14 protein-coding genes and 1 pseudogene are annotated in these 18,192 nt (G+C 72.1%); 8 read left to right on the top strand and 7 right to left on the bottom strand.

Translation table 11 applies throughout. The annotated features are described in order from the left end of the window. Positions 1–108 precede the first annotated feature (108 nt). Positions 109–717, bottom strand: a pseudogene (locus EAO71_RS20005) (ATPase, T2SS/T4P/T4SS family); the annotation flags it as partial. Then, a complete protein-coding gene (gene ssd / locus EAO71_RS20000; RefSeq protein ID WP_147978953.1) occupies positions 714–1,880 on the bottom strand; it encodes a septum site-determining protein Ssd in 1,167 nt (388 codons plus the stop codon). The gene ssd and the pseudogene EAO71_RS20005, both read right to left, overlap by 4 nt. Positions 1,881–2,373: 493 nt before the next feature. Between ssd and EAO71_RS19995 the strand changes: the two genes are divergently transcribed. Further along, on the top strand, positions 2,374–3,231 hold the full coding sequence (locus EAO71_RS19995; RefSeq protein WP_147978952.1) for an HAD family hydrolase: 858 nt from the start codon (positions 2,374–2,376) through the stop codon (positions 3,229–3,231). Between the two features lie 444 nt (positions 3,232–3,675). Here the strand turns inward: EAO71_RS19995 and EAO71_RS19990 are convergent, their stop codons facing one another. Beyond that, a complete protein-coding gene (locus EAO71_RS19990) occupies positions 3,676–4,512 on the bottom strand; it encodes a Fic family protein (RefSeq protein WP_147978951.1) in 837 nt (278 codons plus the stop codon). 102 nt (positions 4,513–4,614) lie between these two features. Here EAO71_RS19990 and EAO71_RS19985 point away from each other — a divergent pair, with 102 nt between their 5' ends. Further along, on the top strand, positions 4,615–5,601 hold the full coding sequence (locus EAO71_RS19985; protein ID WP_147978950.1) for an ATP-binding protein: 987 nt from the start codon (positions 4,615–4,617) through the stop codon (positions 5,599–5,601). A 46-nt stretch (positions 5,602–5,647) separates the two neighbouring features. On the opposite strand, the gene EAO71_RS19980 is transcribed toward EAO71_RS19985, so the two are convergent. Continuing rightward, entirely contained in the window at positions 5,648–6,976 is a 1,329-nt protein-coding gene (locus tag EAO71_RS19980; RefSeq protein ID WP_147978949.1) for a polysaccharide deacetylase family protein, read from the bottom strand. Positions 6,977–7,328: 352 nt separating this feature from the next. Here EAO71_RS19980 and EAO71_RS19975 point away from each other — a divergent pair, with 352 nt between their 5' ends. The 6 genes from EAO71_RS19975 (at position 7,329) to EAO71_RS38955 (ending at position 15,256) form a co-directional block, all read left to right on the top strand. Then, complete coding sequence (locus tag EAO71_RS19975; RefSeq protein ID WP_147978948.1) at positions 7,329–9,707, top strand: bifunctional SulP family inorganic anion transporter/carbonic anhydrase; 2,379 nt, start codon at positions 7,329–7,331, stop codon at positions 9,705–9,707. 194 nt (positions 9,708–9,901) lie between these two features. After that, entirely contained in the window at positions 9,902–11,857 is a 1,956-nt protein-coding gene (acs, locus tag EAO71_RS19970; RefSeq protein ID WP_147978947.1) for an acetate--CoA ligase, read from the top strand. 242 nt (positions 11,858–12,099) lie between these two features. After that, complete coding sequence (nhaA, locus tag EAO71_RS19965; protein ID WP_147978946.1) at positions 12,100–13,497, top strand: Na+/H+ antiporter NhaA; 1,398 nt, start codon at positions 12,100–12,102, stop codon at positions 13,495–13,497. A gap of 55 nt (positions 13,498–13,552) precedes the next feature. Next, positions 13,553–14,029, top strand: a complete 477-nt coding sequence (locus EAO71_RS19960; protein ID WP_147978945.1) for a phage holin family protein — start codon at positions 13,553–13,555, stop codon at positions 14,027–14,029. Continuing rightward, positions 14,026–14,961 carry an alpha/beta fold hydrolase gene (locus EAO71_RS19955; RefSeq protein ID WP_147978944.1) on the top strand — a complete coding sequence of 312 codons (936 nt, stop codon included), beginning with the start codon at positions 14,026–14,028 and terminating at the stop codon, positions 14,959–14,961. The genes EAO71_RS19960 and EAO71_RS19955 overlap by 4 nt, the downstream gene beginning before the upstream one ends. Positions 14,962–15,067: 106 nt before the next feature. Further along, entirely contained in the window at positions 15,068–15,256 is a 189-nt protein-coding gene (locus tag EAO71_RS38955) for a hypothetical protein (RefSeq protein WP_147978943.1), read from the top strand. A gap of 18 nt (positions 15,257–15,274) precedes the next feature. Here the strand turns inward: EAO71_RS38955 and EAO71_RS19945 are convergent, their stop codons facing one another. From EAO71_RS19945 to nth, 3 genes are read right to left on the bottom strand one after another with little or no spacing between them, the layout of a single operon-like run. Next, positions 15,275–16,474: a MarP family serine protease gene (locus tag EAO71_RS19945; protein ID WP_147978942.1), complete on the bottom strand. Its 1,200-nt coding sequence runs from the start codon at positions 16,472–16,474 to the stop codon at positions 15,275–15,277. A 47-nt stretch (positions 16,475–16,521) separates the two neighbouring features. After that, on the bottom strand, positions 16,522–17,244 hold the full coding sequence (locus EAO71_RS19940; protein WP_147978941.1) for an NUDIX hydrolase: 723 nt from the start codon (positions 17,242–17,244) through the stop codon (positions 16,522–16,524). Positions 17,245–17,291: 47 nt separating this feature from the next. Then, positions 17,292–18,110, bottom strand: a complete 819-nt coding sequence (gene nth, locus EAO71_RS19935; protein WP_147978940.1) for an endonuclease III — start codon at positions 18,108–18,110, stop codon at positions 17,292–17,294. Positions 18,111–18,192 lie beyond the last annotated feature (82 nt).

The raw sequence follows: 18,192 nt of genomic DNA, 5'->3' as shown, positions 1-18,192 counted from the left end.
TCGGCCCCCACTGGCGGGAAAGGTGCAGGTCAGGGCCCTGTCGAATCGCTTTCGAGGCTCCTCGAAAGTGATCTTCGATTAGGGGTGTCTTAGGCGGTGGTTGGGGTTCCCGCAGCCGGTGCCGCCGCTGATCAGATACGACACACGGGCGTCGATCAGTGCCCGCAGCACGCCCTCCCCGCCTGGCGGAACCGTGCCCGCGGCGGTCAACTCCGCGACGGAGAAGGCCCGCGGGCGCACCACCCGCAGCGACAGGCACGTCGAGCCGACGGCCACCGGCGGCAGCACGGCATGCATCCGGGTCCCGTCCGGAAGGCGGGCGTCCACCCAGGGCCGGGCGTCGTCGAGGCGCCGCCCGGCCACCGCCGCGAGTCGCTGCGCCAGCCGGCGCACGGCGGCCGCGTCGGCGAAGGCGACGTCGGTCAGTTCCAGGCCGGCGCCCCGGTCCACCCACACCCGGTCCGGCGCCGAGACGAGCACGTCGGTGACCTCGGGGTCGGCGAGCAGGGGCTCCAGCGGTCCGGTGCCGACCAGTTCGCACCGCAACGCCTCGGCGGCGCCCAGCACCTCCGTGTCGCCGAGCAGCCGCCCCTGCGCGCGCAGGGCCGCCGCCACCCGCGCCGGCGTCGGCTCGGCCCCGCTCTCCGCGAGCCGCTGACGCACGGCCTCCAGGAGGCCCGTCCCGGCGCCCCCTCCGGCGCCCCGCACGGCGCTCACCGCGCACCGCCGGGCGTGAGGACCCGCTCCCAGAACGCCGAGCAGAAGCGGCCGAGCGGTGCGCGGGACTCGGCGCCGGGCGGCTGCCCCGCGTCCTGGGCGGCCAGGAGGTCCGGATCGTGCGGAAGTTCGCCGGCGAGCGGCAGCCGCAGGGCGTCGGCGACCCACTGTTCGTCCAGACCCGCCGCGTACGGGCCGCGCACCACCACGCGCAGGTCCGTGAGCACCAGTCCGGCCAGCGAGGCGACCCGGTGGGCCGCGGCGACGGCCCGCAGTTCGCCGGGGACGACGAGGAGGCCGAGGTCGAGCTGTGCCAGCGCCTCGGTCACCGCCTCGTCGAGTCGGCGGGGCAGGTCCACCACGACGACCCCGCCCCGGCGCCGCGCCGCGGCGAGCACCGCCCGCATGGCCTCGGGCGGCACGGCGACCGCGTCGCCCCGGTCCCAGCTGAGCACCCGCAGGCCGCGCACCGAGGGCAGGGACTCCTCCAGCGCTCCGCCGGCCACGCGCCCCTTCGACTCGGCGAAGTCGGGCCAGCGTCTGCCCTCGGCCCGCTCACCCCCGAGCAGGACGTCGAGTCCGCCGCCGAGGGGGTCGCCGTCCACGAGCAGGGTGCGCCGGCCGGTCCTGGCGGCGGCCAGGGCGAGGGCGCAGGCCAGTGTCGAGGCGCCGGCCCCGCCGCGTCCGCCGATGACGCCGACGGTCAGCGCCTGACGCCCCACGCCCTCGGTCGCGTCGGCGATCCGGCCGACGAGCCGCCCTTCGGCGTCCGGCAGCCGCAGGACGCCGTCCGCCCCGATCTCGACGGCCGTCCGCCACACGTCCGGGTCGTCGGGCTCGCGCCCCACCAGCAGCACGTCCTGCCGTCGCGCCACCCCGCGGCAGCGGGCGGCCACGTCGTCACCGATCAGGACGAGCGGGGCCTCGGCCCAGACGCGGCGGTCGGGCACGGTGTGGTGCACCTGTGGCTCGGCACCCGCGGCGGCGCACAGCCGGAGCAGATCGTCGAGCAGCGCGAGGTCCTCGGTCACGATCAGCGGTCCGGCCCGCTCCGCGCCCTCGCCGGCCGCACCGGCTCCTCGGGCCCTGGCCGCCCCTGCGGCCCGGGTGGGTCCGCCGTCCCGCCGGCCCCCGCCGAAAGTCCGCGAAGCGCCGGAAGTCATGGTTCCCGCCACAGCACACGCTCCCTGTCCGTGTGATCCCGCCCGCATCGGTCACGCGGGCCGGGATCGGTGATTCCTGCCGTCCGCGAACTTCGCGGCAGGAATCACGGTGGGACCATCCGGGAAATCGTGTGGATCTTGCTCGAAAACTGTGGACAACTCACCGGTTGTGAATAACTCCATGCCCCTTACCGGGGCTTCCCGGAGAGCAGCGCGACGGTTACGCTCGGTGACGAAATGAAGGGATCACGCTGCCGCGGCCCGACGGCCGTCGAGAGGGGGACACATGGGGATCCGGCGGGCGAAAACACGTCCGGACATGCGACGACCCCCGCCGGGGGGGAGAGCGGGGGTCGTCTTTCCGGCCGACTCGGGGGGGGAGGAGCCGGACCGGGTTAGCACGGTCGCGAACGATCCGTGACTTCCATGGTGTACCCGAGAGCCTTCTCAGGCAAACCCACGCGCCCCAGCGTACGCCGAATGGCGGGCACCTATGCTCTGGCTTGTGGAAAACCACTCCTTGCCGCGCACAGCCGCCTTCTTTGACCTGGACAAGACGGTCATTGCGAAGTCCTCGACGCTGACCTTCAGCAAGTCCTTCTACCAAGGGGGACTGATCAACCGCCGCGCCGTCCTGCGGACGGCCTACATCCAGTTCGTCTTCCTCGTGGGCGGCGCCGACCACGACCAGATGGAGCGGATGCGCGAATACCTCTCCGCGCTCTGCAAAGGCTGGAACGTCTCGCAGGTCAAGGAGCTCGTCGCCCAGACCCTGCACGACCTGATCGATCCGCTCATCTACGACGAGGCCGCCTCCCTCATCGAGGAGCACCACACCGCCGGCCGGGACGTCGTGATCGTCTCGACCTCCGGCGCCGAGGTGGTCGAGCCCATCGGCGAGATGCTCGGAGCCGACCGGGTCGTGGCGACCCGCATGGTCGTCGGCGACGACGGATGCTTCACCGGCGAGGTGGAGTACTACGCCTACGGGCCCACCAAGGCGGAGGCGATCCGGGAGCTCGCGGAGTCGGAGGGGTACGACCTCTCACGCTGTTACGCCTACAGCGACTCGGCGACCGACGTACCGATGCTGGAGGCCGTGGGCCACCCGTACGCGGTGAATCCCGACCGGGCCCTGCGCCGCGAGGCCACCACCCGGGACTGGCCCATCCTCTCCTTCGAGAAGCCGGTCCGGCTCAAGCAGCGGCTTCCCGGGTTCCGGATGCCGCCGCGCCCCGCGCTCGTCGCGGCGGCGGCGGTGGGAGCGGCGGCCGCGACCGCCGGACTCGTCTGGTACGCGGCCCGCCGCCGCCAGAACGCCGCCCTCGCCGATCGCTTGGCCCGGATCTGAGTCACGGGCAAAGAAGTGGAACCAGGACTTTCGCTTCCCCTCCGACAGGAGTAGAAAGGAATCAGGCCCGCGAGACCTGGGACATCCGAGAGGATCACCTGTTGAGCAAGAAGGCCCCACGGACCTCGCACAGAAGCTGAGCACCCACGCGACGTCGACCCGTCGATTACGGGCCAGCCGCACCAGGCGATGGGCAAAGTTCCCCGCCTGATGGGCACATATCGAGGACGCATGGTAACTGGGCGGACGTGCCAGCGGCGGTACCGGATTCGGTACCGCCGCAACCCGTTTCAGGACCCGATCGCCCCGCCCATCAGGACGTGAGCCAGCGCCCCCTGAAGCGTGGGCCGAGAGCCGGAGCAACCGCCCGGACACCCGTCACCCGACACCCGTGAGCCGTGAGCTGTTGCCCACCACCTCCGGGTCGGTACACCCGGACAGGATCTAGGCCGCGCCCCGCTGGAGCGCCTCGCAGACCGCCGTCGACTCGCGGACCCCGAGCTCGACCGCCCGGCCGCAGTGGGCGATCCAGGCGGCCATGCCGTCCGGGGTCCCGGAGAGGTACCCCTCGAACGCCGCGACGTACGCCGCCCGCCCCTGCTCCGCGTGGCCGACCTCGGCCGGGCAGATCGACTTGGGGTCGAGTCCGCTGCCGATCAGCACGATCCGCTCGGCGGCCCGCGCGATCAGCCCGTTGTACGAGGTGAAGGGCCGCAGCGCCAGCAGCTCGCCGTGCACCACGGCGGCGCTCACCAGCGCCGGGGCCGTACCGCCCGCGATGATCAGCTCCGCGAGCCCGTCGAGCCGTCCCGCGACCTCGGCAGGGTCGGGCAGCGGCGCCTCGATCAGCGGCTCGTCGACCTTCTCGCCGGCCTGGCGGGGCCGGCCCACCGAATCCGCCGCCCCCTGCTCACGGCCCGCCTCGCCGACCGCGACCAGGTGCAGCCGGGCGAGCACCCGCAGCGGCGACTGGCGCCAGATGGAGAGCAGCTGACCGGCCTCGGCACCCAGCCGCAGCGCCGCTCCGACCGTCCGCGACTCGGCGTCCCCGCCGAAGTCGGTGCGCCGGCGGACCTCTTCGAGCGCCCAGTCCGCACCGGACAGCGCGGCGGAACCGCGCGCCCCGCGCAGGGCGGCCTCCGAGGTGATCTCGTGGCTGCGGCGCCGCATCACACGGTGCCCGTAGACCCGGTCGACGGCCTTGCGTACGGAGTCCACCGAGTCGGCGACGCCCGGCAGGGAACCGAGGGCGGCCAGGGGGTCAGAGGCGTGCGTACTCATAAGTACGGAGGCTACGCGTCCGGGACCGCGTCCCCACCCCGGAGTGGCCTTCTTCACGCACCTCGACCACGGGACGCGACGATTCCACTACGCTAGGTGAACATGAAGATCGCTTTCGTAGGGAAGGGCGGCAGCGGGAAGACGACGCTGTCCTCGCTCTTCATCCGTCACCTCGCCGCCAACGAAGCCCATGTGGTCGCGGTGGACGCCGACATCAACCAGCACCTCGGGGCCGCGCTCGGCCTCGACGAGCCGGAGTGCGCGGCGATGCCCGCGATGGGCGCGCACCTGCCGCTGATCAAGGAGTACCTGCGGGGCTCGAACCCGCGGATCGCCTCGGCGGACACGATGATCAAGACGACTCCGCCCGGGGAGGGGTCGCGGCTGCTGCGGGTCCGCGAGGACAACCCGGTGTACGACGCGTGCGCCCGCACCGTGACGCTGGACGACGGTGACATCAGGCTGATGGCGACCGGGCCGTTCACCGAGTCCGACCTGGGTGTGGCCTGCTACCACTCGAAGGTCGGCGCGGTCGAGCTGTGCCTGAACCACCTGGTCGACGGGGAGGACGAGTACGTCGTCGTCGACATGACGGCCGGTTCGGACTCGTTCGCCTCCGGCATGTTCACCCGCTTCGACATGACGTTCCTGATCGCCGAACCGACCCGCAAGGGCGTGTCCGTCTACCGCCAGTACAAGGAGTACGCGCGGGACTTCGGCGTCGCGCTCAAGGTCGTCGGCAACAAGGTGCAGGGCCGGGACGACCTCGACTTCCTGCGCGCGGAGGTCGGGGACGACCTGCTGGTGACGGTCGGGCACTCGAACTGGGTCCGCGCGATGGAGAAGGGCCGTCCGCCCCGCTTCGAACTCCTGGAGGCGGACAACCGGATGGCCCTGCAGGCCCTCCAGAACGCGGCGGACGACTCCTACGCGCACCGCGACTGGGACCGCTACACGCGCCAGATGGTCCACTTCCATCTGAGGAACGCGGAGAGCTGGGGCAACGCGAAGACCGGGGCCGACCTGGCGGCGCAGGTCGACCCCGGATTCGTGCTGAGTGAGGGGCTGGGCGCGGCCCAGCCCGTCTGAGCGGCCGCCCGCCCCGACCGGGCGCCGCCGGTTCGGTTCCCGGCGCTCAGCCCTCCTCGTCGCGCTTGGCCGCCGGCAGGCCGGCCCCCGACCCGCCGGTCGCCGGGGCGGCCGCCGGGGCCGCGGGCCGCGGGGCCAGGAAGGTCGTCCAGCCGCCCTGCGGCGCCTCGCCGACCTTGAGGGTGCGCATCTTGGCCAGGACCGCCGGGTCCTGGGCGTCCAGCCAGTCCGCGAGCTGGCGGAAGGACACGCACTTCACGTCCTTCTTCACGCAGACCGTGGCGATGGTCTCCTCGATGGCCCGCATGTACGTGCCGCCGTTCCAGGACTCGAAGTGGTTGCCGATGATCAGCGGCGCCCGGTTGCCGTCGTAGGACCGGTTGAACGCCTGCAGCAGGCCGTCGCGCATCTGGTTGCCCCAGTACACGTGCTGGGACGGGTCGCCCTGGGTGGTCGTACCGGACTGGTTGACCAGGAAGTTGTAGTCCATGGAGAGGGTCTGGAACGCGCGCCCCGGGACCGGGACGAGCTGCATCGACAGATCCCACAGCCCCTGGTTCTTCTTGGGCCAGATCTGGTCGTTGACGCCGCTGGTGTCGTAGCGGAAGCCCATCTGGGTCGCCGCCTCGACGAAGTTCTTCTGGCCCTCCAGGCACGGGGTGCGGGCGCCGACCAGCTCCTTGTCGTAGTCGAACGGGAGCGGCTGCTCGGAGGTCAGGCCCGAGTTCGTCTTCCAGTTCTTCACGAACGACTTGGCCTGGCTGATCTCGCTCTTCCAGTCCTCGACGCTCCAGTTGCCGACGCCCGCCTCCTTGCCGCAGAAGTGCCCGTTGAAGTGCGTGCCGATCTCGTTGCCCTCCTGCCACGCCCCTCGCAGCTCCCGCACGGTGCTGCGGATGCCCTCGACGTCGTTGAAGCCGATGTCGGAGCTGCCGACGGCGTGCTGGGGCGGGTCGTACAGGGAGCGCTTGTCCTCGGGCAGGAGGTACACGCCGCTCAGGAAGTACGTCATCGTCGCGTCGTACTTCTGGCCCACCTTGCGGAAGTGGGAGAACAGCTTCTGGCTGTCCTCGCCGGCGCCGTCCCAGGAGAAGACCACGAACTGCGGCGGCTTCTCGCCCGCCTTCAGCCGCTGCCAGGTGGGCTGGCGGGGCTGCATGCCGGTGAAGGCGGTGGAACCGTCGCCGATCAGGCGCACCGCGCTCTGCGGGGCCGCGGCGGGCGGCTTCTTGGCCGCCGGCGCGCCCTTCTCGGGGCTCTTCGTCGTCCCGCCCGAGCCCGAGCAGCCGGCGAGGCCGGTGGCCAGGGCGACGGCAAGGGCGCCGACGGCGAGCGCCCTGCTGTGGACTGTGGTCCTTCTCCCGGCGGCGTTCATCCGCCCACCTCTCCTCCGGTTCGGTGCGAACGCGTGCCCTCTGCGGGCGGGCGTCCTCTGCGAGCGGCGTCAACGTCGCACCAGGACCGCCGGAAAGATGAAACGACAAGCGGCATTGAACGGACTTATCACCGGAATAGGTGAACTATTGCCCTGTTTGCCCCGAAAATAATGCCGCAGACTTTACTCTGCATGACGATCCATTTACCGAGCGTTGATACTCCCTTCGAAGGGCGGGCGCTCCGGCACCCGGCCGACGTCCCGCCGCTGCACGCCGTGACCCACGGCCGCGACCCCCCACGTTCGTCCCGCACGAGCCGCGACCGCGCCGCCCCGGAGGAGACGGGAAGACATGACTCTCTGCACGCCCCGAAACACCACCCCGCAGGCCACCGCCGAGGACGGCACGACCACGGACGCCGCCCGCACCCGCCTCCAGCGGCCGCACGGCCCGCCCGGCGGGCGCCGCTTCCGCATCGCGGGCGCCGACGTCTCCGCTTCCGTCGCCGTCTTCCTGATCGCCCTGCCCCTCTCCCTCGGCATCGCCCTGGCGACCGGGGCCCCGCTCCAGGCCGGACTGGTGGCGGCAGCCGTCGGCGGCCTCGTCGCCGGCCGGCTCGGCGGGGCGCCGCTCCAGGTCAGCGGCCCCGCCGCGGGCCTCACCGTGGTCACCGCCGAGCTGATCAAGACCTACGGCTGGCGCACCACCTGCGCCATCACCGTGCTGGCGGGACTGGCCCAACTGGGGCTGGCCGCGCTGAGGGTGGCCCGCTCGGCCCTCGCCGTCTCCCCCGCGATCGTGCACGGCATGATCGCCGGGATCGGCGTCACCATCGCCCTCGCGCAGCTTCACATCGTGCTCGGCGGAACACCCCAGAGCTCCGCGGTGGACAACGCGATCGGACTGCCCGCCCAGGTGGCCAGTCCGCACCTGGCCGCGCTCGTGACGAGCCTGCTCACCGTCGCCGTCCTGCTGCTGTGGCCGCGCCTGCCCGGCCGCGCCGGCCGTGCCGTGCGGAGGATCCCGGCCGCGCTCGCCGCCGTGACGGCGGCCGCGCTGCTCGTGGAGCTCACCGGTCTCGGCGTCCCCCGCGTCGACCTGCCCTCCTGGAGCAGCCACGCCCTGCCCGGCCTGCCCGAGGGGCCGGTCCTCGGCATCGCGGCGGGCGTCCTGACGATCACGCTGGTCACGAGCGTGCAGTCGCTGCTCTCCGCCGTCGCCGTCGACAAGCTGGTGGCCGCCCGGCCCGACCGGGGCCACGGCGTCCCGCGCTCCCGGCTCGACCGCGAACTCGCGGGCCAGGGCGCGGCGAACGTCGTCTCCGGCGCACTCGGCGGGCTGCCGGTGGCCGGCGTCGCCGTCCGCAGCGTCGCGAACGTCTCCGCGGGCGCCGTGAGCCGCAACTCCACGATGCTGCACGGTCTGTGGGTCGTGCTCGCCGCCCTCCTGCTGGTCCCCGTGCTCGACCTGATCCCGCTGCCCGCGCTCGCCGCGCTCGTCATGGTCGTCGGCGTCCAGATGGTGAGCATCACCCATATCCGCAGCGTCACCCGGCACCGCGAAGTCGTCGTCTACGCGGTCACGTTGAGCGGCGTCGTCCTCGTCGGGATCCTGGAGGGCGTCGCCCTCGGCATCCTCGTCGCCGTCGCCGTCGCCATGCGGCGCCTGGCCAAGACGCGCATCACCCACGAGGAGCGGGAGGACGGCCACCGGGTGCACGTACGCGGCCAGCTGACCTTCCTCGCCGTGCCCCGGCTGAGCCGTGCCCTGCACCAACTCCCGCCGGGCTCCCGGGTCGTGGTCGAGCTGGACGGCTCCTTCATGGACCACGCCGCGTACGAGGCGCTGCACGACTGGCAGGCGAGCCACCTGCGGCACGGCGGCACGGTCGCGATGACCGGGCCCTCCGGTGCCAGGATCGCCGAACCGGCCGCCGAGGCGCACGCCTGCTGCCGCCCCTGGACCCCGTGGCGCAACCACCGCTGCGGGGAGGAGCCGGCCACCCCGACCCCGACGACGACCGGCCACCGGCTGGCGAGCGGCATCGGGCAGTTCCAGCGCGACACCGCCCCGCTGGTCCGCGAGGAGCTGGCGCGGCTCGCCCGGGAGGGCCAGCGGCCCTCCCAGCTCTTCCTCACCTGCGCGGACTCCCGGCTCGTCACGAGCATGATCACGTCGAGCGGCCCGGGCGACCTGTTCACCGTGCGGAACGTCGGCAACCTGGTGCCGCCGCCGGGCGAGGAGAGCGGCGACGACTCGGTGGCGGCGGCGATCGAGTACGCCGTGGAGGTGCTGCGGGTCGACTCGATCACCGTCTGCGGGCACTCCGGCTGCGGGGCGATGCAGGCCCTGCTCAACAGCCGGCCGGACGCGCCGCGGACGCCGCTGCACCGCTGGCTGCGGCACGGCCTGCCCAGCCTGGACCGGATGGCCAGTCGCCGCCACGCCTGGGCCCGCATCTCCGGACGCCTGCCCGCCGACGCGATCGAGCAGCTCTGCCTGACGAACGTGGTGCAGCAGCTGGAGCACCTGCGGGCCCACGAGGCGGTGGCCCGGCGGCTCGCCGACGGCACGCTGACCCTGCACGGCATGTACTTCCACGTGGGCGAGGCCCAGGCGTACCTGCTGGCCGATCCGGCCGGCACGCACGGATACGAGGACGTCTTCGACCGGGTCGCCCCGCACTCGGCCGTGGCCGCGCGGGAACGGGCGGACGCCAGCGCGCCCTGAACCAACCCGCCGGGGCGTCCGTGAGACTGTGTGGCCCCCTCTTCCCGCCGCCCGGGAGGAGGGGGCCACCGCACACCCGCGCCCACACAGGTCTAAACCAATTGCCCGGAGCCCCTTGTCACCCGGGCCTCGGGCTGATGAGCTATGACGCGGGACACATAGGCACATAGGACGCCCTGGGAAAGGGAGATGTCGTGAGCAACGAAAGCCTGGCCAACCTGCTCAAGGAAGAGCGGCGGTTCGCGCCGCCGACCGAGCTGGCCGCGCACGCCAACGTGACGGCGGAGGCGTACGAGCAGGCCGCGGCGGACAGGCTTGGCTTCTGGGCCGAGCAGGCGAAGCGGCTCACCTGGGCCACCGAGCCGACGGAGACGCTCGACTGGTCGAACCCGCCGTTCGCCAAGTGGTTCGCCGACGGCACGCTGAACGTCGCGTACAACTGCGTCGACCGCCACGTGGAGGCCGGGAACGGCGACCGTGTCGCCATCCACTTCGAGGGCGAGCCGGGCGACAGCCGCGCCCTCACCTACGCGGAGCTCAAGGACGAGGTCTCCAGGGCCGCCAACGCGCTGACCGAGCTGGGCGTCACCAAGGGCGACCGGGTCGCGGTCTACCTCCCGATGATCCCCGAGGCCGTCATCTCGATGCTGGCCTGCGCCCGTATCGGCGCCGCGCACTCCGTGGTCTTCGGCGGGTTCTCCGCCGACGCCATCGCGACCCGCATCGAGGACGCCGACGCCAAGCTCGTCATCACCGCCGACGGCGGCTACCGCCGCGGCAAGCCGTCCGCGCTCAAGCCGGCCGTCGACGAGGCCCTGGAGCGGGTCGAGCGGGTGCGCAACGTGCTCGTCGTACGCCGCACCGGCCAGGACGTGGCCTGGACCGAGGGCCGGGACGTCTGGTGGGACGACATCGTCGCCCGTCAGCCGGCCGAGCACACCCCCGAGGCGTTCGAGGCGGAGCACCCGCTCTTCATCCTGTACACCTCCGGCACGACGGGTAAGCCGAAGGGCATCCTGCACACCTCCGGCGGCTACCTCACACAGGCCGCGTACACCCACCACGCCGTCTTCGACCTCAAGCCGGAGACCGACGTCTACTGGTGCACCGCGGACATCGGCTGGGTGACCGGGCACTCGTACATCACGTACGGCCCGCTGGCCAACGGCGCGACGCAGGTCATGTACGAGGGCACCCCGGACACGCCGCACCAGGGCCGGTTCTGGGAGATCGTCCAGAAGTACGGCGTCACGATCCTCTACACGGCGCCCACCGCGATCCGCACGTTCATGAAGTGGGGCGACGACATCCCCGCGAAGTTCGACCTGTCCAGCCTGCGGCTGCTGGGCTCGGTCGGCGAGCCGATCAACCCCGAGGCCTGGATCTGGTACCGCGAGCACATCGGCGCCGGCCAGACCCCCATCGTGGACACCTGGTGGCAGACCGAGACCGGCGCGATGATGATCTCGCCGCTGCCCGGCGTCACCGAGACCAAGCCCGGCTCCGCCCAGCGCGCCCTGCCCGGCATCGCGGCGACCGTCGTGGACGACGAGGCGAACGAGGTCCCGGACGGCGGCGGCGGCTACCTGGTCCTGACCGAGCCGTGGCCGTCGATGCTGCGCACCATCTGGGGCGACGACCAGCGGTTCATCGACACCTACTGGTCCCGCTTCGAGGGCAGGTACTTCGCCGGCGACGGCGCGAAGAAGGACGAGGACGGCGACATCTGGCTGCTGGGCCGGGTCGACGACGTCATGCTCGTCTCCGGGCACAACATCTCCACCACGGAGGTCGAGTCGGCCCTCGTCTCCCACCCCGCCGTCGCCGAGGCGGCCGTGGTCGGCGCCGCCGACGAGACCACCGGACAGGCCATCGTCGCCTTCGTCATCCTGCGGGGCACGGCGAGCGAGGACGAGGCCCTCGTCGCGGACCTGCGCAACCACGTGGGCACGACGCTCGGGCCGATCGCCAAGCCGAAGCGGATCCTGCCGGTGGCGGAGCTGCCGAAGACCCGCTCCGGCAAGATCATGCGACGACTGCTGCGCGACGTGGCCGAGAACCGCGAGCTCGGGGACGTCACGACGCTGACGGACTCGTCCGTCATGGACCTGATCCAGACGAAGCTGCCGAGCGCCTCCAGCGAGGACTGAGCGACCCGACGGTCTCCCCGTGCGCCCGCCCCGGCATCGCCGGGGCGGGCGCCGCCGTCTGAACGGACGCCGCCGACGGGCCCCGGCGGCCGTTTGTCCCTAAGGTGACGTTCACCGGACACTCTCCCCGCGTCGTTAGGTAGGGTAAAGAACGCGTCAGTGACGCGACACGAAGACCTAGGTGCGCCGGGAAGTCTGGTCGGCATGTGCTCCGCCCTGCCCACCGACCGGAGGTCGACACCGTGCCCGCGCCCGCACCCCCCACCGGCCGCAAGTTCCTCGGCCGGCTGCCGCTGCCCGAGCGGCGGTACCTCGCCGACGCGCTGCGGGCCGAGACCGTCGGCGGGGTCCTCCTGCTCATCGCCGCCGTCGCCGCGCTCGTCTGGGCCAACACCTCCCCCGCGAGCTACGCCTCCGCGCAGGACGTCCACATCGGCCCCGCCGCCCTCGGCCTGGACCTCTCCCTGGAGCACTGGGCCGCCGACGGATTCCTCGCGGTCTTCTTCTTCGTCGCCGGCATCGAGCTCAAGCGCGAGCTCGTGGCGGGCGAACTACGCGACCCCAAGGCCGCCGCCCTCCCGGTCGTCGCCGCGCTCTGCGGCATGGCCGTGCCGGCCGGGGTGTACGCCCTGACGAACCTCGTCGGCGGCGGGTCGATGGACGGCTGGGCCGTGCCGACCGCCACCGACATCGCCTTCGCGCTCGCCGTCCTCGCGGTCATCGGCACCTCGCTGCCCTCCGCGCTGCGCGCGTTCCTGCTGACCCTCGCCGTCGTCGACGACCTCTTCGCGATCCTGATCATCGCGGTCTTCTTCACCAGCGACATCGACTTCGCGGCCCTCGGCGGCGCCTTCGCCGGACTGGCCGTCTTCTGGCTGCTGCTGCGCCTGAACGTCCGCGGCTGGTACGTCTACATCCCCCTCGCCCTGGTCATCTGGGCACTGATGTACAACAGCGGCGTCCACGCCACCATCGCCGGCGTCGCCATGGGCCTGATGCTGCGCTGCACCCGGCGCGAGGGCGAGGACCACTCCCCCGGCGAGCACATCGAGCACCTGGTGCGCCCCCTGTCCGCGGGCCTGGCGGTGCCGCTGTTCGCCCTGTTCTCCGCCGGGGTCAGCCTCTCGGGGAAGTCCGTCGCCGAGGTCTTCACCCAGCCCGTGACCCTCGGTGTCGTGCTCGGCCTGGTCGTCGGAAAGGCCGTCGGCATCTTCGGCGGAACGTGGCTCGCCGCGCGCTTCACCCGGGCGGAGCTCAACCAGGACCTGGCCTGGGCCGACGTCCTCGCCGTCGCCACCCTCGCCGGGATCGGCTTCACCGTCTCCCTGCTCATCGGCGAGCTAGCCTTCGAGGGCGACGCCGCCCTGACCGCCGAGGTCAAGGCCGCCGTCCTGATCGGCTCGCTGATCGCGGCCCTCCTCGCGACCGTCCTGCTCAAGCTGCGGGTGCGCAGGTACCGGGCGCTGCTGGAGGACGAGGAGCGCGACGAGGACCAGGACGGCATCCCCGACATGTACGAACAGGACGATCCGGCGTACCACCTCCGGATGGCCGCGATCCACGAGCGGAAGGCCGCCGAGCACCGCGAGCGCGCCCGACTCGCGGGGGCGTCGCGCGACGACGCCGACCGTCCGGCATGATCTGAGGTCGGACGCACAAGAGAATTCGGACCGTAGAAGAGAAAAGGGAGCAGCGATGAGCGACCCGGTCAACGGAGCCGAGCGCAGCCTCGGTCAGCTGGTCGCCTCGGCGACCGCCGAGATGTCCGCACTGGTGCACGACGAGATCGCCCTGGCGAAGGCCGAGATCAGGCAGGACGTCAAGCGCGGCGTCATGGGCAGCGCGGCCGGCGGGGCCGCGGCCACCGTGCTGCTCTTCTCTCTCCCGATGCTGAGCTTCGCGCTCGCCTACGGCATCCAGGCCTGGAGCCACTGGCACATCTCGGTCTGCTTCCTGCTCTCGTTCGCGGCGAACGTGCTGCTCGCGGGCCTGCTCGGGCTGATCGCCTACGCCAAGTTCAAGAAGGTCAAGCCGCCGGAGAAGTCCATCGCCTCCGCCAAGCAGACCGCCGCGGTCCTGCAGAACGCCAAGCCGCACCCGCGGCCCGAGCGCCCGGCGCTGACGGCGTCGGTCCAGGACAAGTCCCTCACTGTGGGACGCTCGTCTGCATGACCGTCCCCGAGAGCAGCACCGGCAGTGGCAGTCCCGTCCGCATCGACGGGCCCTGGACCCATCGCGACGTGGCCGCCAACGGCGCGCGCTTCCACATCGCCGAGATGGGCGACGGGCCGCTCGTGCTGCTCCTGCACGGCTTCCCGCAGTTCTGGTGGACCTGGCGCCACCAGCTGCCCGCACTCGCCGAGGCCGGCTTCCGGGCCGTGGCGATGGACCTGCGCGGCGTGGGCGGAAGCGACCGTACGCCCCGGGGTTACGACCCCGCCAACCTGGCGCTCGACATCACCGGCGTGATCCGCTCCCTCGGGGAGCCGGACGCCGCCCTGGTCGGCCACGACCTGGGCGGGTACCTCGCCTGGACGGCGGCCGTCATGCGGCCGAAGCTGGTGCGCCGGCTCGCGGTCTCCTCGATGCCGCACCCCCGGCGCTGGCGCTCGGCGATGCTCGCCGACTTCTCGCAGTCGCGGGCCGGTTCGCACATCTGGGGCTTCCAGCGGCCGTGGCTGCCGGAGCGTCAACTCGTCGCGGACGAGGGGGCGCTCGTCGGTCAGCTGATCCGGGACTGGTCGGGCCCCGGGCTGCCGGACGAGGAGGCGATCGAGGTGTACCGGCGGGCGATGTGCATCCCGTCGACGGCACACTGCTCGATCGAGCCGTACCGGTGGATGGTGCGCTCGCTCGCCCGCCCCGACGGGATCCAGTTCAACCGGCGTATGAAGCGCCCGGTGCGGGTACCGACCCTGCATCTGCACGGTTCGACGGACCCGGTGATGCGCACGCGCAGCGCGGCGGGGTCCGGCGCGTACGTGGAGGCGCCGTACCGCTGGCGGCTGTTCGACGGCCTCGGGCACTTCCCTCATGAGGAGGATCCGGTGGCCTTCTCCACGGAGCTCGTCAACTGGCTCAAGGACCCCGAACCGGACCGCTGAGCCCACGCGAACCCCTGTTCCCCGAACGGCCATGTGCCCGGCGCATACTCCAATTGGCGGCCCCCCGGGCGGTTACCGACCTTGGGGCAGGGGCAGACGTCGGGGTATGGGCTGGACGCACGACTACGGTGACACGGTACGCAACCGCCGCTCGGCCGCTGGGCCGGGCGCTCACGAGAGGAGTGGCCCGCAGGACGAGGGCCGCTCACATCCCGTACAGGGCATGGGCATTTCGCGCATCCTGCGCCGCCGGGCACGCTGGGTGTCGGCCCGGCTCAGGCACACCCGCGACTGACCGGCGTCCGCCCCTCCGCTACAGCGCGCAGGCCTGGGTGTCGACCTGCTGGTCGGCCGCGCGACCCTGGATGATGTCGTCCCGGATCTCGTCGGCCGTCAGGGCGTACCCGGTGTTCTGGTCGTCGAGCGAGCGGGCGAAGATCACGCCGTAGACCCTGCCGTCCGCGGTGAGGAGCGGGCCGCCGGAGTTCCCCTGGCGGACCGTCGCGAACAGGGAGTAGACGTCCCTGCGCACCTCGCCGCGGTGGTAGATGTCCGGGCCGTTGGCGTTGATGCGGCCGCGCACCCGCGCCGAGCGGACGTCGTACGCGCCGTTCTCGGGGAAGCCCGCCACGATCGCGTCGTCGCCGCTGCGGGCGTCCTCGTCGGTGAACCGGAGAGGCGTGGCGTCCAGGTCCGGCACGTCCAGGACGGCGATGTCGCGCTTCCAGTCGTAGAGGACGACCTTCGCGTCGTAGAGCTTGCCCTCTCCGCCTATCTGGACGGTCGGCTCGTCGACGCCGCCGACGACGTGGGCGTTGGTCATGACCCGGCGGTCCGAGAAGACGAAGCCGGTGCCCTCCAGGACCTTGCCGCACGTCGGCGCGGTGCCGACGACCTTCACGATGGAGCGCTGCGCGCGGGCGGCGACCGGGCTGCCGGCGAGCGCCGGGTCCGGCGGCCGGACCGCGGTGATGGGCTCGTTGGCGAAGGGGCTGAAGACCTGCGGGAAGCCGTTCTGGGCGAGGGTCGAGGTGAAGTTCGCGAACCAGGTGGACGCCTGATCCGGCATCACCTGTTCCACTCCCAGGAGCACCTTGGAGCTGCGCACCTCCTTGCCGAGCGTGGGCATCGAGGTGCCGGCCAGGGCGGAGCCGAGGAGCCAGGCGACCAGCAGCATCGCCACGACGTTGACGAGCGCGCCGCCGGTGGCGTCCAGGGCGCGCGCCGGCGACCAGGTGATGTGGCGGCGCAGCTTGTTCCCGAGATGGGTGGTGAACGCCTGCCCGACCGAGGCGCAGACGATGACCACGATCACGAAGAGGACGGTCGCCGTCGTCGAGACCTGCGAGTTGTCCGTCAGCTGGTCCCAGATGACCGGGAGCAGGAAGACGGCCACGAGACCGCCGCCGAGGAAGCCGACGACGGACAGGATGCCGACCACGAAACCCTGGCGGTAGCCGATGATCGCGAACCACACGGCGGCGAGCAGCAGCAGGATGTCCAGCACGTTCACCGTCTATAGCCTCGCAGATTCGTCCGGGGTCGCCCTGGGTCAGCCTGTCATGAGCGCCAGTCCAGCGGGACCTGCTTGGACCGGTCCCATGGACGCTCCCAGCCCGCGAAGTGCAGCAGCCGGTCGATCACTCCGGCGGTGAAACCCCAGACCAGAGCGGATGCGACCAGGAATCCGGGGCCCTGGTGGCCGCTCGGATGGACCGTCGTGGCGCGGTTGGCGGGGTTCGTGAGATCCGCCACGGGGACGGTGAAGACCCGGGCGGTCTCGGCGGGGTCGACCACCCCGACCGGGGTGGGGGTGTGCCACCAGCCGAGGACGGGGGTGACCACGAAGCGGCTGACCGGGATGTAGACCCGCGGCAGCACGCCGAAGAGCTGGACCCCGGAGGGGTCGAGGCCGGTCTCCTCCTCGGCCTCGCGCAGCGCGGCCCGCAGCGGGCCGCCGTCCTCCGGGTCGCCGTCCTCGGGGTCGAGGGCGCCGCCGGGGAAGGAGGGCTGGCCGGGGTGCGAGCGCAGGGTGCCGGAGCGCTCCATGAGGAGCAGCTCGGGGCCCTGCTCGCCCTCGCCGAACAGGATCAGGACGGCCGACTGACGGCCGCCGGTCTCGGGCGGCAGGAAGCGGCTGAGCTGCTCGGGCCGGACGGTGCGGGCCATCCGGTCGATCGGGGCGAGCCAGTCGGGAAGCCCGTCGGCCCGGAGCATGCCCGCGGTCGCGGGTCCGTGCGTCCGGCCGTGGGCCGATTCCCTGTCTTCTTCCGTGCGCGTCATAGGCACCCCCGTGGTTCACAACGCGATCGACGTGCGGGTTCGTTCCCTCATGCGCCCGCTCCCAGAGGGGAGGCGGGAATGCCCGGATAGTCCGGGGGCGGGTTCAGCCGCTGGCCCGGATAGCCGCCCTTCTCGTACTTCAGGAGCTTGCGCGCCTTCTCGGGGTCGGTCTCGCCCTCGCCGTACGCCGGGCAGAGCGGGGCGATCGGGCAGGCGCCGCAGGCGGGCTTGCGGGCGTGGCAGATCCGGCGGCCGTGGAAGATCACCCGGTGCGAGAGCATCGTCCACTCGCTCCTGGGGAAGATCGTGGCGATCTCGGCCTCGATCTTGACCGGGTCCTCCTGCTCGGTCCACTTCCAGCGGCGGACGAGGCGCATGAAGTGGGTGTCGACGGTGATGCCCGGCACGCCGAAGGCGTTGCCGAGGACGACGAAGGCGGTCTTGCGGCCCACGCCGGGCAGTTTCACCAGGTCGTCGAGGCGGCCGGGGACCTCACCGCCGAAGTCGTCCCTGAGGGCCGCGGCCAGCCCCATGATCGACTTGGTCTTGGCGCGGAAGAAGCCGGTCGGCCGGATCAGCTCCTCCACCTCCTCGGGGACGGCCGCGGCCAGGTCCTCGGGGGTCGGGTACTTCGCGAAGAGCGCGGGCGTGGTCTGGTTGACCCGCAGGTCGGTGGTCTGGGCGGAGAGCACCGTGGCGACGAGGAGCTCGAAGGGGTTGCGGAAGTCCAGCTCGGGGTGGGCGTAGGGGTAGACCTCGGCGAGTTCCCGGTTGATCTTCCGGGCGCGGCGGACCATCGCGAGCCGCGACTCGGGCCTGGCGGCGGGCTTCTTCGGCTTCGCCGTGCGGACGTTGCTCTCTGCCATGCCCGAAGGCTACGCCGGACAGCGCAGCGACGTGCCGCCGAACGGCGGGGGGCCGGGGGCGCCCGCCCCCCGGTGGAGGGAG

The sequence above is a fragment of the Streptomyces sp. MS191 genome (genome assembly GCF_008042125.1).
Taxonomy (GTDB): Bacteria; Actinomycetota; Actinomycetes; order Streptomycetales; family Streptomycetaceae; genus Streptomyces.
The sequence above is the reverse complement of the archived record's forward strand: the minus strand, read 5'-3'. Positions and strand labels throughout refer to the sequence as shown.